The 15,249-nt window shown below is 65.2% G+C and carries 18 protein-coding genes; 3 read left to right on the top strand and 15 right to left on the bottom strand.

Going from position 1 to position 15,249, the window contains the following annotated elements; all coding sequences use genetic code 11:
• Positions 1 to 121 precede the first annotated feature (121 nt).
• Positions 122 to 472: an H-type lectin domain-containing protein gene (locus JL811_RS17030; protein ID WP_202689910.1), complete on the top strand. Its 351-nt coding sequence runs from the start codon at positions 122 to 124 to the stop codon at positions 470 to 472.
• Between the two features lie 73 nt (positions 473 to 545).
• Here the strand turns inward: JL811_RS17030 and JL811_RS17025 are convergent, their stop codons facing one another.
• Positions 546 to 1,565 carry a ribose-phosphate pyrophosphokinase gene (locus JL811_RS17025; RefSeq protein WP_202689909.1) on the bottom strand — a complete coding sequence of 340 codons (1,020 nt, stop codon included), beginning with the start codon at positions 1,563 to 1,565 and terminating at the stop codon, positions 546 to 548.
• A 101-nt stretch (positions 1,566 to 1,666) separates the two neighbouring features.
• On the opposite strand from JL811_RS17025, the gene JL811_RS17020 reads away from it, so the two are divergent.
• Entirely contained in the window at positions 1,667 to 2,275 is a 609-nt protein-coding gene (locus JL811_RS17020; protein WP_202689908.1) for a 2-hydroxychromene-2-carboxylate isomerase, read from the top strand.
• The gene (locus JL811_RS17015; protein ID WP_202689907.1) at positions 2,272 to 3,072 is read left to right on the top strand and encodes an alpha/beta fold hydrolase; all 801 of its coding nucleotides are present in this window, start codon (positions 2,272 to 2,274) and stop codon (positions 3,070 to 3,072) included. Before JL811_RS17020 ends, JL811_RS17015 begins: the two co-directional genes overlap by 4 nt.
• A 46-nt stretch (positions 3,073 to 3,118) precedes the next feature.
• On the opposite strand, the gene JL811_RS17010 is transcribed toward JL811_RS17015, so the two are convergent.
• From JL811_RS17010 to JL811_RS16945, 14 genes are all read right to left on the bottom strand, one after another.
• Positions 3,119 to 4,150, bottom strand: a complete 1,032-nt coding sequence (locus JL811_RS17010) for a threonine aldolase family protein (protein ID WP_202689906.1) — start codon at positions 4,148 to 4,150, stop codon at positions 3,119 to 3,121.
• Positions 4,150 to 4,638, bottom strand: a complete 489-nt coding sequence (locus tag JL811_RS17005) for a YcgN family cysteine cluster protein (RefSeq protein ID WP_202689905.1) — start codon at positions 4,636 to 4,638, stop codon at positions 4,150 to 4,152. The genes JL811_RS17010 and JL811_RS17005 overlap by 1 nt, the downstream gene beginning before the upstream one ends.
• Complete coding sequence (locus JL811_RS17000) at positions 4,638 to 5,576, bottom strand: bifunctional riboflavin kinase/FAD synthetase (RefSeq protein ID WP_202689904.1); 939 nt, start codon at positions 5,574 to 5,576, stop codon at positions 4,638 to 4,640. The genes JL811_RS17005 and JL811_RS17000 overlap by 1 nt, the downstream gene beginning before the upstream one ends.
• A gap of 28 nt (positions 5,577 to 5,604) precedes the next feature.
• A complete protein-coding gene (locus tag JL811_RS16995) occupies positions 5,605 to 6,048 on the bottom strand; it encodes a MaoC family dehydratase (RefSeq protein ID WP_202689903.1) in 444 nt (147 codons plus the stop codon).
• A 117-nt stretch (positions 6,049 to 6,165) separates the two neighbouring features.
• Complete coding sequence (locus JL811_RS16990) at positions 6,166 to 7,059, bottom strand: TIGR01459 family HAD-type hydrolase (protein WP_202689902.1); 894 nt, start codon at positions 7,057 to 7,059, stop codon at positions 6,166 to 6,168.
• An 84-nt stretch (positions 7,060 to 7,143) separates the two neighbouring features.
• Positions 7,144 to 8,064: a manganese-dependent inorganic pyrophosphatase gene (locus JL811_RS16985; protein ID WP_202689901.1), complete on the bottom strand. Its 921-nt coding sequence runs from the start codon at positions 8,062 to 8,064 to the stop codon at positions 7,144 to 7,146.
• 104 nt (positions 8,065 to 8,168) lie between these two features.
• Positions 8,169 to 9,182 carry a TraB/GumN family protein gene (locus JL811_RS16980; RefSeq protein WP_202689900.1) on the bottom strand — a complete coding sequence of 338 codons (1,014 nt, stop codon included), beginning with the start codon at positions 9,180 to 9,182 and terminating at the stop codon, positions 8,169 to 8,171.
• A gap of 155 nt (positions 9,183 to 9,337) precedes the next feature.
• Complete coding sequence (locus JL811_RS16975; protein ID WP_202689899.1) at positions 9,338 to 9,955, bottom strand: TetR/AcrR family transcriptional regulator; 618 nt, start codon at positions 9,953 to 9,955, stop codon at positions 9,338 to 9,340.
• A 100-nt stretch (positions 9,956 to 10,055) separates the two neighbouring features.
• Positions 10,056 to 11,024, bottom strand: a complete 969-nt coding sequence (gene speB, locus JL811_RS16970; RefSeq protein ID WP_202689898.1) for an agmatinase — start codon at positions 11,022 to 11,024, stop codon at positions 10,056 to 10,058.
• 182 nt (positions 11,025 to 11,206) lie between these two features.
• Positions 11,207 to 12,025 carry a sulfite exporter TauE/SafE family protein gene (locus tag JL811_RS16965; RefSeq protein ID WP_202689897.1) on the bottom strand — a complete coding sequence of 273 codons (819 nt, stop codon included), beginning with the start codon at positions 12,023 to 12,025 and terminating at the stop codon, positions 11,207 to 11,209.
• 152 nt (positions 12,026 to 12,177) lie between these two features.
• Positions 12,178 to 13,176: a tRNA dihydrouridine(20/20a) synthase DusA gene (dusA, locus tag JL811_RS16960; RefSeq protein WP_202689896.1), complete on the bottom strand. Its 999-nt coding sequence runs from the start codon at positions 13,174 to 13,176 to the stop codon at positions 12,178 to 12,180.
• A gap of 210 nt (positions 13,177 to 13,386) precedes the next feature.
• Positions 13,387 to 13,758: a DUF1622 domain-containing protein gene (locus JL811_RS16955; protein ID WP_202689895.1), complete on the bottom strand. Its 372-nt coding sequence runs from the start codon at positions 13,756 to 13,758 to the stop codon at positions 13,387 to 13,389.
• A 317-nt stretch (positions 13,759 to 14,075) separates the two neighbouring features.
• Positions 14,076 to 14,855 carry an SDR family oxidoreductase gene (locus JL811_RS16950; protein WP_202689894.1) on the bottom strand — a complete coding sequence of 260 codons (780 nt, stop codon included), beginning with the start codon at positions 14,853 to 14,855 and terminating at the stop codon, positions 14,076 to 14,078.
• Positions 14,855 to 15,187, bottom strand: coding sequence for a nuclear transport factor 2 family protein (locus JL811_RS16945; RefSeq protein WP_202689956.1), 333 nt, complete (start codon positions 15,185 to 15,187; stop codon positions 14,855 to 14,857). The genes JL811_RS16950 and JL811_RS16945 overlap by 1 nt, the downstream gene beginning before the upstream one ends.
• Positions 15,188 to 15,249 lie beyond the last annotated feature (62 nt).

Below are 15,249 nucleotides of genomic sequence, written 5' to 3'. Positions count from 1 at the left end.
TGCAAAAGCATTCGAGAAAGGTCCCGGAAACGGGGCCTTTTTTTCATGGCGCGCCTTGCACAGGACCTCGAATTGCCGCTTTCTGGTCGGCAAGCTGCGGGCAGGGCGGCACAGGGATCACATGCGACGTTTCAGAACAAACAGTTTCGGAATCGAACAGGGCAGCCGGGTGCTGTTTTCCGATTTCATTGATGACGGGGTGATGTGGACCGGACAGGGCCCCCGCGAGTCCCGCCATATCGTGCAGTTCCGGGAGGCGTTCATCGACGTTCCCGCCGTGCATGTTTCGATTGCGATGTGGGATATGGACAGCGGCGCCAATGGCCGCGCGGATATCGCAGCCGACAAGGTGACGGCCAAAGGCTTCCATCTGGTGTTCAAGACCTGGGGCGATACGCGCGTGGCCCGGATCCGCGCCGATTGGATGGCCATCGGCCCCCTGCGCGATACGGATGAATGGGAAGTTGACTGAAGGCTGCGGCCCGCGCTGCAGCGCGCTCCGCGCAGGCCATGCAGAACGAGGGTGGGTCAGGACGGGGCGGGCGTCACCCCCGGCTATACATTCCCTCATAGATCGGGGCGAGGGTTTCGGTTTCGAACAGGGACGACACGCTGGTGCCGTTCCAGATGTTCAGGATCGCCTGCGCAAAGATCGGTGCGGTCGGCACGATGCGGATATTCGGGGCTGACCGCACGGCCTCGGACGGTTCGATGCTGTCCGTGATGACAAGGCTTTTCATCACCGATTTCGTGATTCGCTCCACCGCTGGCCCCGACAGCACGCCATGGGTGATATAGCTGTGCACCTCGGTCGCGCCATTTTCGACCAGAACTTCGGCCGCCTTGCACAGCGTGCCGGCCGTATCGCAGATGTCATCGACAATGATGCAGGTCTTGCCGGTGACATTGCCGATCACGGTCATTTCGGCCACTTCGCCCGCCTTTTCGCGGCGCTTGTCGACGATGGCCAGCGGTGCGCCGATGCGTTTGGCGATCTCACGCGCCCGGCCGACGCCGCCCACATCCGGTGAGATGATCATTACATCCTGCAGGCGGTTGCGGAACGAGTGTTCGATATCCAGTGCAAAGACCGGCGCGGAATAGAGGTTGTCCACCGGAATGTCGAAGAAACCCTGAATCTGGGCGGCGTGCAGATCCAGTGTCAGCACCCGGTCAATCCCTGCTTCGGCAATCAGATTGGCAACCAGCTTGGCCGAGATCGGCGTGCGGGCCTTGGCGCGGCGGTCCTGCCTTGCATAGCCGAAATAGGGGATCACGGCGGTGATCCGGTCCGCCGAGGACCGCCGCAGCGCATCGGCGATGATCAGAAGCTCCATCAGATTGTCATTGGCAGGGTTCGAGGTCGGCTGAATGATATACATGTCCTCGCCGCGCACATTCTCATAGACCTCGACGAAGATCTCCTGATCGTTGAAGCGCTCGACCCTGGCATCGACCAGCCCGACGGACATGCCGCGATGCATGGACATGCGGCGCGCGATGGCGCGGGCCAGCGGCATATTGGCATTGCCGGAAATAAGCTTCGGTTCGGTGATGGCGGGCATGGCTGACCTCGGATCAGGGATTCGCAACGCGCGGGCGGCGTTGACACCGCTTATCACCGGGGTAGGGTCTTGCAAACCAATGGCTGGAAGGATGTGTGCAAATGGCCCGGATCGACTACTATTTCACAGTGCTTTCGCCCTATGTCTATCTTGCGGGCACCCGGCCCGCCGAAATTGCGGCGCGCAACGGGGCAGAGCTGCGCTATTTTCCGCTGGACGCCAATGCGCTTTTTGCCCGCACCGGGGGGCTGGCGCTGAAAGACCGGCATGAAAGCCGCCGCGCCTACCGGTTGCAGGAATTGCGCCGCCAGTCGAAAAAGGCGGGGCTGGTCCTGAATCCCGCGCCCGCGCGTTGGCCGACCAATCCGGCCCCGGCCTCTTATGCGCTGATCGGGGCGCAGGCGGCGAAGGACAAGGGGGCGACGGGCGATCTGGCCACGCTGCTGCACGGCTTCGGGCGCGCGGCATGGGCCGAGGATCGCGACATTGCCGAGGACAGCGTGATCCGCGACTGCCTGACGGCAGCGGGCTTCGATCCGGGCATTGTGGATAGCAGCCTTTTGCTGGGGGCGGAAACCTATGCCGCCAATCTGGAGGAGGCGACCGCGCGTGGTGTGTTCGGCGCGCCCTTCTTTGTGGTGGGGGAGGAAATGTTCTGGGGGCAGGACCGGCTGGACGATCTGGATCTGCATCTGTCGGGGGCGCTGTGACGCTTCCGCTGCGGGTTTTCGGCGCGGGGCGTCCCGCCCTGGCGCTGCATTGCTCGCTTGCCCATGGCGGGGCCTTCGCGGGCCTTGCCGCCGCGCTGCCGGACTGGCAGATCACCGCGCCCGACCTGCCCGGCCATGGCCGGGCGCCGGAATGGCCGCTGGCCCGCATGGCGCAATCGGACATCCATGCCGAGGCCACTCGGGAGGCCCTGACCATCCTTCGCAGCATGGATGCGCCGGTTCCGGTGATCGGCCACAGTTTCGGGGCGACTGTGGCGTTGCGTCTGGCGCTGGAAGAACCCGATCTGGTGGAACGGCTGGTGCTGTTCGAACCGGTTCTGTTTGCGGCCGCGCGGGCGGCAGGCGGGCCGGAATTTCCTGACCATCTGCGGGCGCATCAGGGTTTTGATGCGGCGCTGCGGGCAGGTGACATGCGCGCCGCCGCCACGGCGTTTCAGGCGATCTGGGGCACCGGGCAGGGTTTCGGGTCGCTGACTCTGGCGCAGCAGGATTACATCGCGGCGCGGATCCATCTGATCGCGGCGCAGAATGCGGTGCTGGTCGAGGACAGCGCGGGATTGCTGGATCATGGCAGGCTGGAATCGCTGGGCCTGCCGGTGCTGCTGGTCGAGGGGGCGCTGTCGCCGCCGGTCATCGCGGCAATCCAGACCGAGCTGGCGCGCCGCCTGCCGCAGGTGGCACGCGGACAGATCGCAGGGGCGGGGCATATGCTGCCGATAACCCATTCCGCCGATTGCGCGGCCCTGTTGCGGAACTTTTTGGGCGCGTCGGCATAGGGGCAAGGCCCGGCCAATCGGGGCATCGCCAGTCAGGCCCGACCGGTCACACCCCCCGCGCCGCCGGCCCCAGAAAGGCCGCCAGCAGCGCGTCGATATCGGCCTCGGGCGTGTCCCAGCCGGTCACAAGCCGGCACAGCTGCGCGTCCATCCGGTAATAGACCGCCCCCGCCCCGGTTGCGCGGCTATGGGCGCTGGCTGGCAGGCGGGCAAAGATCATATTCGCCTCAACCGGATGCAGCAGTGTCGCGCCCTGATCGGTCAGCCCTGCCGCCAGCCGTGCGGCCTTGGCATTGGCCGCCCCGGCCAGACGCAGCCAGAGGTCATCCGCAAACCACGCCTCGAACTGCGCTGCCATATAACGCAGTTTCGACCCCAGATGCCCGGCCCGCTTGCGCCGCAGCTGAAATTCCCATGCGCGGGCCGGATCGAAGATAACCACCGCCTCACCCGCCATCAGGCCGTTCTTGGTGCCCCCCAGCGACAGGATATCCACCCCCGCCCGCCATGTCATGTTGGCGGGGCTGGCCCCGGTCGTGGCCAGCGCATTGGCAAGGCGCGCGCCGTCCAGATGCACCGGCAGGCCGTGATCCCGCGCCAGCGTGGCAAGGGCGGCCAGATCGGCGGTGGAATAGACGCTGCCCGCCTCAGTCACAGTGCTGAGGCTGAGCGCACCGCGCTGCGCGCCGTGAACCGACCCGCCCGCACCCGCGATGGCCGTCGCCAGCGCCTGCGGGGCAATCCGGCCATGCGCGCCATCCACCAGTGTCAGCTTTGCGCCGCCGGTGAAAAACTCGGGCGCGTTGCATTCATCCTCGGCGATATGGGCGTGGCGGTGGCAGAAGATCGTCGACCAGGACGGGGCCAGTATCGCCAGCGCCAGCGCATTGGCCGCCGTGCCTGTCGAGACCAGAAACACTGCCGCATCCGGAGCCTCGAACACCGCGCGGATCGTCGCGGTCAGCGCGGCGGTTGCTGCATCATCGCCATAGGACAGCGAGGGCGCTGCATTGGCCGCCATGATCGCGGCCATGATCTCGGGCGCGACCGTTGCGCCATTGTCCGAGGCAAAGAACATCAGGGCCGCTCCTGAATGACGTAATCTTCCCAATCCTCTTCCGCGACCTCGTTTTCCGGCACGGTCCAGCCGCGCACCGAGGCCCCGGCACGGTGTACCGATTCCGGATCGCCCGAGATCAGCGGATGCCAGTCTTCCAGCGGCTTGCCCTCATGCAGCAGGCGATAGGCGCAGGTTCGGGGCAGCCAATAGGCGATCTGTTCCAGCTTGTTAGGGGTCAGGCTGACGCAATCGGGCACGAATTGATGGCGGATCGGATACTGGCTGCAGCGGCAGGTCTCACCATCCAGCAGGCGACAGGCAAGGCGGGTGAAATCCACCTCGCCCGTATCCTCATACTCGATCTTGTTCAGGCAGCATTTGCCGCAGCCGTCGCACAGTGCCTCCCATTCCGCGCCGGACATCTTTTTCATTGGCACGGTTTCCCAGAACCGGTCCCGCAGTTTGCCGGGATCGGCGATCAGGCCGGGGCGGCGCGGCGGGGCCATCAAAGCGCGCCCAGACTCTGGCGCGCGCGGGCGCAATCGGCATCCATCTGGGCGATCAGGGCGGGCAGGCCGTCAAACTTCGCCTCCCCACGCAGGAACTCGACAAAGGCAACTGACAGGTGCTGGCCGTAAAGATCGCCTGAGAAATCAAACAGGTATGTTTCCAGATTGGGCGGGTTTTCCCCGAACATCGGGCGCACCCCCAGATTGGCCGCGCCGTGATAGCGGCCCTGATGCGGGCCGGTCAGCACATCGACCAGTACCGCATAGATGCCGGGTTTCGGCAGATGCAGATTTTCCACCGCCATATTCGCGGTCGGATAACCCAGCTCGCGGCCCCGTTTCGCGCCATGGATCACCTCGCCCTCGATGCGGTGCCAATGGCCCAGCATGTCGCGGGCGCGCACGGGTTCCCCCTCGGTCAGCGCGCGGCGGATCTGGGTTGAGGAAATATCAACCCCGTCAGTCTGGATCAGCCCTGCCTGCGTGACGCCGATCCCCTGTTCCGCGCATAGCCGCTGCAGATCGGCCGCCGTGCCCTTGCGGCCCTTGCCGAAACAGAAATCTGCCCCTACGACGACATGCGAGATGCCCAGACCTTTGGCCAGAACATCGGTAACGAAAGCCTCGGGCGACAGACCGGCAAGGCGCGCATCGAAGGGCAGTTCGAACAGAACCTTTACCCCCAGCTTGGCAAGGCGGTTGGCCCGCGCCTCGGGGTTCATCAGGCGAAAGGGCGGGGCCTCGGGCGCAAAGAAGCTGCGGGGATGCGGCTCGAATGTCACGACGCCCAGCGGTCCCCCTGTCAGGGCCGCCTGTTCTGACGCCAGTCCGATGACATGCTGGTGGCCCAGATGCACTCCGTCGAAATTGCCCATGGCAACCGCAGCACCCCGGTCGCCTCCTGCAATATCCTGCCAGTCGTGATAGATGCGCATTATGCCCCTGCGGGCCCGGGCCCGCGCCTCAGTCGAACTTGCGCGACGGCGCCAGAACCAGCGCCTCGCCCTTCAGCACAACCGTATCGCCCACGGCGCAATGGGTTTCAAGGGTCACCCGGCGGCGGGCGTGGTCAATGGCGGTGACGCGCACCTCGGCATGGACACAGTCGCCGGGGCGAACGGGGGCCATGAATTTCAGGCTCTGGCCCAGATAGACCGCGCCATGACCGGGAAGCTGCTCGCCGATCACCGCTGAAATCAGCCCTGCGGTCAGCATGCCATGCGCGATGCGGCCCTGAAAGATCGTGTCCCGCGCATAAACGTCATCCAGATGCACCGGATTGCGGTCGGTCGAGACCTCGGCAAAGAGCGCGATATCCCGGTCGGTCACGGTCTTTTGCAGATGGCGCGTCATGCCGATCTCGATATCCTCAATGCAGATCGTGCCGCGTGGCTGGTTGTCGGTCATGCCGGATGCTCCCGCTATACGGGTCAGAGCCTAGCGCCTGCTGCGATGCAGCGCAATCCGTCACGCAAGATATTTTCGTTAAGTTGGTGCGGAGAGCAATATTATTTCTGGGTCAATTCAGCGCAGAAACCCTGTGGTCAGCGTCGGATTGCGCCCTTCGGCGGTCAGGAACGCCTCCAGCCGCTCGGCATCCAGCCGTTCGGCCGGGCCGAAATTGCCTGCCTGCAACCCTTCGGTCAGGAAAAGCGTGTCCAGCCCCTCCATCTCGCCGCCCAGAATATCGGTGCCGATCCCGTCCCCGACACACAGGATGTCTCGGTCGGTCAGCGTGCCGTCAATGGCGGCAAGGCGGCGGCGGGCCAGATCATAGACCGGCGGATGGGGCTTGCCGAAATACAGGGCTTCGCCCCCCAGTTCCTCATAGAATTTCGCCAGCGATCCGGCGCAAAGCAGCCGGGTTTCGCCGAAATCTACAATGAGGTCGGGATTGGCGCAAAGCATCTTCATCCCGCGCGCCTTGGCGTAAAGGAATGCCGCGCGGTAATCTTCGGGACGGTCGTCATATTCGTTCAGCGGTGAGGTGCAGACAATGCCCTCGGCCTGATCCAGATCCACCCGTTCGATCGCGGGGCCTTCGGCGCGCAGGGCCTCAAGCTCGGGCGGGACATCGGTGAAGAACGGATCATCCTTGGGCGTGGACCCGATATGATGCACCCGATGCCCGACCGCGCCCGCAAACAGCGCATATTGCGCCGCATCGCCCGAGGTCGCGATATCGTCCCAGGCATCGCGCGGCACGCCCATACCCGCAATCTGTTCCGCGACCGGACCTTTGGGGCGCGGCGAATTGGTGACAAGGATCACCCGCCCGCCACCCGCGCGAAACTCCTGCAAGGCCGCCACCGCCTCGGGCCATGCGGTCTTGCCGTTATGGACGCAACCCCAGAGATCGCAGAACAGCGCACGATAGCTTGTGCCGGTATCGGACAGGCGGCGGATGATACGGGTCATGGGAACCTTTCGGATTGGGCTGGGGAAAGGGCGGAGCTATGCGGATCAGACAGGCATTTCAGACTGGCGCATCAAAGGGCCGGATCAGAAGCGCAGCGCGGGAAGGATCTGTTTCTTGCGGCTCATCACGCCGGGCAGGGTGACGGTGTCGCCGCTGACGCTGACGCCGAAGGAGGCCTCGGCCAGTGATTTCACCAGATCATTCGGGACCAGCAGCGTGGCCTCCTCGCGCAGGATATCGACGATGAACAGCAAGACCTGATCGGCCCCGTCCTCGGCCGCGACGCCTTCCATAGACCGCATCAGGCTGTACTTGCGGTCCAGCACCACCTGCGGCGCGGTGGTTTCCAGCACCGAGACGCGCAGTTCGCGGCCCGCGACGCTGTATTCCTTGCTGTCCATGCGCAGCAATTCGGCATCCGAGAAGGCCGAGACATCGGATTTCGCGGCAAACATCGCGGCGGCGAGGTCAGGGATCGCAACGCCCAGATCGGCGGCAAGGCTTTCGGCCACGGCGCGGTCATGCGGCGTGGTGGTGGGCGACCGGAATTCCAGCGTGTCCGACAGGATGCAGGACAGCATCGCGCCCTTGATGCCGCGCGGTGCGCGGGCCAGATCATCGCCGATCAGGTCATGCATGATCGTGGCGGTGCAGGCCAGCGGACGGATGGTGATGTCGATGGGGCTGCGTGTTTTGAGCCCGCCCACCAGCATGTGATGGTCGATGATGCCCTCGATGCGCGCCTCATTCACAGTGGCGGGCAGTTCGGCGGGGTTGTTCGTATCCACGATCACCACCGGCGTGTCGGGGGCCAGATCGCCCAAAAGGTCGGGTTTCGGCAGATCCCAGTGGCGCAGCATGAAGGCGGCTTCGGTATTGGGTTCGCCCAGCAGCATCGCGGTCGCGGGGATGCCCTTCACCTCGGACAGATACCAGGCCCAGATGACGGGGGAGCCGGTGGAATCGGTATCAGGGGATTTGTGGCCGAAAACGAGCGTGGTCATGGATCTGCCTCGGAAAGTACGGTTTCGCGCCGGGTTATAGGCGGGCCGGGCGGGCTTGTCACGCGGTCAGGCGGGAGGCAGGCCGACAGGCAAGGGGCCGCGCGCTATTCGGGCAGCCGTTCCAGCGTGAAACCCTCGGCCTCCAACAGCGCCAGCACGCCTGCCTTGCCGGGCAGATGCAGCGCGCCGAAGGCGGCAAAGGCGGGGCCTTTCGTGGCAGCGTCGATAAGGGCGGCCAGCCAGTCGCGGTTGCGCTGGCTCATCAGGGTTTCTTCCAGCTTTGCAAACTCGGCCTCGACCTCTGCGGCATCGGCACCGGGTTGTTTCAAGGAAAGATGGCGGTTCAACTCCCAGATCAGCCTTGTGCGCGCGGTGAAAAAGGCCTCGGAGGTGGTGTGCAGCAGATCGGCGGCGCGGTCCTCAAAGGACAGCGCATTGCGGATCATGGCGACCTGTTCGGCCTCGGTCATCCCGTCGAACAGCCGCAGCGCGGTGTCATAGGGTTCCAGCGCCCGGACCGGGATGCCGCGCAGGTCGGCCGCCTCTATCAGCCGCTTGTCCAGCCCGGCATCGCGGGCGGCAATGGGCAGGGCGCAGGGTGGAATGGCCAGCATCATCGACAGAAACCACGGCCGCAGCCGTTCGGCAATCGGGCCGGGGATACCGCGTTGCAGCAGCGCATCGGCAAGGCGGTCGCGTTCTTCCGACCCAAGCCGGTCGAATACAGCTGATCCGCCCTCTGCCAGCATGGTTCCGGGATCGGCCGCCATGCGGTCGCGCAGGGCCTCCTCCTCCTCGGGGCCCGCCTCGACCAGCAGCACCGTCGCGCGCTCCAGCAGCGGCAGCAGACGGTCCATCACCCCGTCATGGCGCGGATCGTCCAGATGATAGGTGCCTGCCAGCATAAGTTCGGCCTCGCCCCGCGTGGCGCGCCACAGATTGCCCTCGGGATAGGGGACTGCGGCGGCCCGGGCCATGAGCTCCTGCCGCTCGGCGGCGGGCATCACCTCCAGCAGATCCGTGCCCCGGCATTGCGCCTGCGCCGCACTGCTCAGCGCGAGGCAGATCAGCAGGACAAGCCCGGGCAGACAGGCAGGAAGGCGGGGAATGCGGTGCATGGTCTGCGGGCTCCTCTGGCGGGATGGGTCCGGGCGGGTCGCAACAGTCTGTCACGGGCGGCTGCGTCGGGAAAGGGTCGGCGTCCGGAAGGGGCGGCACCGGGCATGTGGACTAAAGGCATTGGATCAGCGCCAGTCATGGCGCAGCCTTTTGGTCAGGGTTTCCCGGCTTGTGCCGTCACATTCGAAAGCAAGGCCGCGATCATCGCCTCGATCCGGTCCAGCGGGACGCCGGAAATCCTTTTCTGCAGGCCCAGAAGCACGATCCCATGGACCGAGGAAAACAGCGTGCGGGTCATCAGATCGACCCGGTCGCCCGGCCAGTCGGGAAAGATCCGCGCGATCGGGGCGGCGATCAGGGCAAACAGCGCGCCCAGTTCGGCCAGATACCATTGCGGCACGTCCATATCCGTGGACATGTCCAGATCAAACAGCGCGCGCCACAGGTTGTGATTGCCTTGCGCGAAATGCAGATAGGCCAGCGACATGGTGATCAACTGGTCCTGCGCGCGGTCCTGCGGGCGTTCTGCCACCGTTTCGGACACATGGCTGCCCAGTTTGCGGAAGGTGCGCCCGTTCACCGCCATCACCAGACCGTTGAGATCGGTAAAGACATTGTAGATGGCGCCGACCGCGCAACCCGCCTCGCGCGCCAGATCGCGGACCTTGACCGAGGCCAGCCCCTGCGCGGCGATCCGGGCCTCGGCAATCCCGATCAGGCGTTCGCGCAATTCCTCACGCCGCTGGTCGGTCTTGCTGATCTTTCCGGCCATGTGCTGCCCCCGTCCTTGTCCCGCCGTGACGTCATTCTGAACGCCGTTCAAATTAGCGCGGAGCGACGGGGAAGGCAAATCCTCGGCATCGTGGCAGACCTCAGCGAGGGGGGGGAGCCCCTTGCGGCACGCCGGGCAGAGCGCAGAGCATTTCATAAAGCAGGTTCGCGGCGACCAGTGCTGTATTGCCCGATGGGTCATAGGGGGGCGAAACCTCAACCAGATCGGCCCCGACAAGGTTCAGGCCCGCACAGCCGCGCACAATCTCCAGCCCTTGCCAGATGGTCAGGCCGCCGGGTTCGACCGTGCCGGTGCCGGGGGCAAAGGCGGGGTCAAGACTGTCGATATCATAGCTGAGATAAACCGGCGCATCGCCGATCTTCGCGCGGATATCCGCCATCAGTGGCGCAAGCGAGCGGTGCCAGCACGCCTCGGCCTGCACCACGGTCCAGCCTTTTGCACGGCCCCAATTGAAATCCTCGGGGCTGTAGCCGGTGCCGCGCAGCCCGATCTGGAACACCTTGTCATTGATCAGGCAGCCCTCTTCCCATGCACGGCGGAAGGGGCAGCCATGGGCAACCTTTTCGCCGAACATTATGTCGCTGACATCAGCATGGGCATCGACATGGATCAGCGCGACAGGGCCGTGCCGTTCCTTCATTGCGCGCAGGATCGGCCATGTCAGCGTATGATCGCCGCCCAGTGTCAGCGGGATTGTCCCATGCGCCAGCACCGCGCGATAGTGGTCCGCGATGATCCCGACCGATTTCTTCAGATCGAAGGTGTTGATGGGGACATCTCCGATATCGGCCACCTGCAGATGGTCAAAAGGGGCGGCCCCGGTCGCCATGTTATAGGGGCGCAGCATCCTGCTTTCATCACGGATCTGGCGGGGGCCAAGCCTTGTGCCCGGACGGTTCGAGGTGCCGATATCCAGCGGGATGCCGATGAAACAGGCATCCAGCCCCGCGGCACTGTCCTGCACGGGCAGGCGCATCATGGTGGCCGGGCCGCCGAAACGGGGCATTTCGTTGCCGCCAAGGGGTTGGTTGAGCTTCCGTTCCGTCATCCACGCCTCCATCCTGTCCGGGGCATCCTTGCGGATGTGCTGCGAAGTGCAAGCGCGAAGTTGCGGGCCGGGGCAGGGGCGCAGGGGGGCGCTGCCCCCCTCTTTGGCTATGCCAAATTCACCCCCCGGGATATTTATGGACAGAAAAAGGGCGGAGGGGGCAGAGGCGTCCGGGTGAGGCCTTAGAACCCCGCGACCTTGCGCAGCATGTTCAGCGCGACCAGCGTGATGAAGATCGCAAAGGCGCGTTTCAGCGGTGCGGGATCCATCCAATGCGCGAGCCGCACGCCCAGCGGGGCGGTCAGCAGCGTCATTGCGATGATGATGCCGAAGGCGGGCAGATTGACCGCGCCGACCGTATAGGGGGGCGGCGCGTCGATCCTGAGAAACAGAAAGCCGATGACCGAGGGCAGGGCGATGATCAGCCCGAAGCCCGCCGCGGTGGCCACCGCCCGGTGGATCGTCATGTTATAAAGCGTCATGACCGGCACACCGAAGGACCCGCCGCCAATGCCCATCAGCACCGAAAAGAATCCGACTGCGCCCCCGATCCCTGCGCGCCGCGCGCCCCTGGGCATCTCCGATCCCAGCCGCCAGTGGGACCGCCCGAAGGCCATGTAAAGCCCCGCGATCAGCGCCAGCACGCCGAAGATGATCTGCAATGTGACCGAGCGCAGTTGCGCCGCTGTCAGCATTCCCAGCACCGCGCCCGCCGCTATGAAGGGCCACCAGCCGCGCAGCACCGACCAGTCCACCGCGCCGCGCTTGTGATGCGACATCACCGACCGTGCCGAGGTCACGACGATGGTGGCCAGCGAGGTTGCAAGACAGACCTGCATCAGCTGATCGGACCCATAGCCAAGATGCGAGAACATGTAGAAGAAAGCCGGAACCAGCACGATCCCGCCGCCGACCCCCAGCAATCCGGCGATGATCCCGGCAAAGCCGCCGATCACCAGAAGCAGCGCAAGCATCGGCAGCAGCGTGGAAAGATCGTGCATGGCAGGTCTCCGGGGCAGATTTCCGCCCAGCCATAGACCGCAAGGCGCGAAAGGACCAGAGGTGCTGCGCGCGCCGGATGTATCAATCGGGCCGGGGTCCCTTGCCTGCACCGCCCCTGGCGGTCGGTCAGAGCCGCTGTGTGATGCGGTGTTCAGACCGGAACGGTCACGCGTTCCAGCGCCATGTCGACCACATCCAGACCCGCCCCGGGGCGCGAGGCGTTTTCTGACAGCACCCGCCGCCAGCCGCGCGCGCCCGGTCGTCCGTGAAACAGCCCCAGCATATGCCGCGTGATCTGGTGCAGCCGCCCGCCGTCTGCCAGATGTGCGGCGATATGGGGCCGCATCGCCTGCACCACCGCCACCGCGTCGGGGGCATGATCCTCCCCCCAGAGCCTGTCTGCCCCGATCAGCACCGCAGCCGGATCGTGATAGGCCGCACGCCCGATCATCACCCCGTCCAGACCCTGGGCCAGCAGCGCCTCGGCCTGCGCCAATGTCGTGACGCCACCATTGAGGCAGATCGTCAGTTCGGGAAAGTCCCGTTTCATCCGCAGCACCAGCGGATAATCCAGCGGCGGGATCTCGCGGTTTTCCTTGGGGCTGAGGCCCTGAAGCCAGGCCTTCCGGGCATGGATGATGATATGGCGCACGCCCGCGCCCGCGACCTTTTCGATGAAATCGGGCAGCACCGTCTCGGGGATCTGGTCATCGACGCCGATGCGGCATTTCACCGTGACGGGCACCGGACTTTCGCCGATCATCGCGGCCAGACAGTCGGCGACCAGCGCGGGCCGTTCCATCAGCACCGCGCCGAAACAGCCCGATTGCACCCGGTCCGAAGGGCAGCCGACATTGAGATTGATCTCGTCATAGCCCCAGGGGCCTGCAATCCGCGTGGCCCGGGCCAGTTCCGCCGGATCCGAGCCACCAAGCTGCAGCGCGACGGGATGTTCGACTGCGTGGAAATCCAGCAGCCGCGCGCGCGGCCCATGAATCACCGCCGCTGCCGTGACCATCTCGGTGTAAAGCATCGCACGGCGCGTCATCGCGCGGTGAAACACCCGGCAATGCCGGTCGGTCCAATCCATCATCGGGGCGACGGACAGGCGGTGACTGCCGTGATCATGGGGCAGGATGTTCTGGGTCATCGCGATGTCACTCCCGTCGCCGGTCTGTCCTTGCGGAAGATGTCTCGGTGCCTGCCGTCTTTCCTGTCCGCTGATCCGGGGGCAGCGCCCGGGCAGGACATGCGGTCTAGCACGGCTTGGGCGGAGCAGGGAAGCATCCCCGGCGCGTTAAATCACCGTTTGCGGGCGGTGTGGGGCCCCCATCAAGACCGGAGCCATGAGCGGCTTGGGTCAACCCTCACTGGGTCGGTCGCGGTGGCGCTGCCAGGGCCAGCGACCGGCAATCTCAACCTCCAGCGTGAAACTGAGGAAGGTGCGGATCACAACGATGATCGCCAGTTCGCCAAGGTTCTGCAGCGTGGGATCCACTGTGACCGTGCCGATCAGATCGGCGGCGATCAGGAATTCGACGCCGATCAGGATACTGCGGGCAAGACGCGTGCGGAACAGATCGAAGATCAGCGATCCGTCCCTTTGGCGCAGCGCGTGGCGCAGGGCCTCCCAGATCGCAAGGACGATCCCCGCAAGGATTGCCAGAACTCCGCAGAACTCAAGCAATTGGGCTATGATTTCCAGATATGTCTGCCGTTGCTCGGCTCCCATGAAGAAAGACCTTTCCGTTGCTCGGTGCCGATCCTGCTGAATGGCCGCGCAGCCTGCTGCCCCTGCGGGAGCCCGGACCGCGCTGTTGGAAGACCTGAAGGCCCGGAACTCAAGACCCGGCCCCCAAGGCGGGGATCGACTTGCCGCGCAACCCGGATGACCGCGCGTTTCATGCGCCGATAACGACCCGGCTGCGCCCATCGTTCCGGATGCCGGGCGGATTTTCCGGCAAGATGGCTGTTGATTGCGCTCAGGGCCCCGTTGGTCGGGCATCGCCTGTCGCAGGCAGGACAGAGGCAAACCCGGGCCGGTCATCGCTAGGCCGTGGGCACGGTTCCGCCGTCGATCACATATTCAGTCCCGGTGATGCTGCCTGCCCGGTCCGAGGACAGGAACGCAATCAGGTTTGCAACCTCGTCGGGGGTCGAGGGGCGGCCAAGGGGGATGCCGCCAAGGCTCTGCATGATCATCCGCTTGCCGCCCTCCAGATCGGTGCCCGCCTCGGCCGCCAACCGCTCTGCCAGCCGGATCGAGGCATCGGTGGCGATCCAGCCGGGCGAAACGCGCACCACGCGCACACCTTCGGGTGCCACCTCTTTTGACAGGCTTTTGCTGTAGACCGACAGCGCGGCCTTTGCCGCCGCATAACCGGTGGTCGCCTCGGGCAGCGGCAATTCGCGCTGGATCGAGGTGACATGCACCACGACGCCCGACCCCTGCGCCACCATGCCCGGCAGCAAGGCGCGGTCCAGCCGCACGGCGGGCATCAGGTTCAGGTTCAGTTCGGCCTGCCATTCGGCCTCACCCAGGGCGGCGAAACCGCCGCCGGGGGCCGAGGAGCCGCCCAGCATATGCACCATGATATCCACCCCGCCCAGCCTGTCGTGAATGGCCGCGGCCACCGCCTCGCAGCCCTCGGGCGTTGTCAGGTCTGCGGCGACGAATTCTGCTTGCCTCAGGCCCTTGGGTTGGCTGCGCGCCGTGGTCAGCACCTGTGCGCCCAGTTCGCGGAACAGCGCGACGGTCGCGGCCCCTGCACCCTGCGTGCCGCCGGTGATCAGAGCGCGCTTGCCCTGCAATGTCAGAAAATTGTCCATCAGCCGATCCTCAGGTCGCGGATAAAGACTCCCGAGGACCCGCCCGACAGGCCAAAAGTGAAGGTCAGCATCGCCGGGCTGCCCGGAAAATCGCCGCTGACGCGGGCGCGTATGACGGCTTTGCCCTCTGCTTCGGTCAGTTCCAGCGGCTCGGCGCTGTGGCGATACTTGGCTTTCGCCGCCTTCCACCATGCCTCGATCTCGGCCGGGCCGCGATGGGTGGCGCCTTCGTCATGGACGATGGCATCGGGGGCAAAGGCCGCCGCAAAAGCGGCGCCGTCCTGCGGCGCGACAGCGGTGAAATAGGTGCGGATCGGGGCGGGCAGGTTCATTTCGGTCTCCATCATGTCTCTGCCAACAACATAGCCCTCGACGCGCTTCCCGATAATCGGGA

Source organism: Szabonella alba (genome assembly GCF_016765775.1).
GTDB classification, from domain to species: Bacteria; Pseudomonadota; Alphaproteobacteria; order Rhodobacterales; family Rhodobacteraceae; genus Szabonella; species Szabonella alba.
Note: the sequence above shows the minus strand (reverse complement) of the source record. Positions and strands in the feature narration are given on the sequence as shown.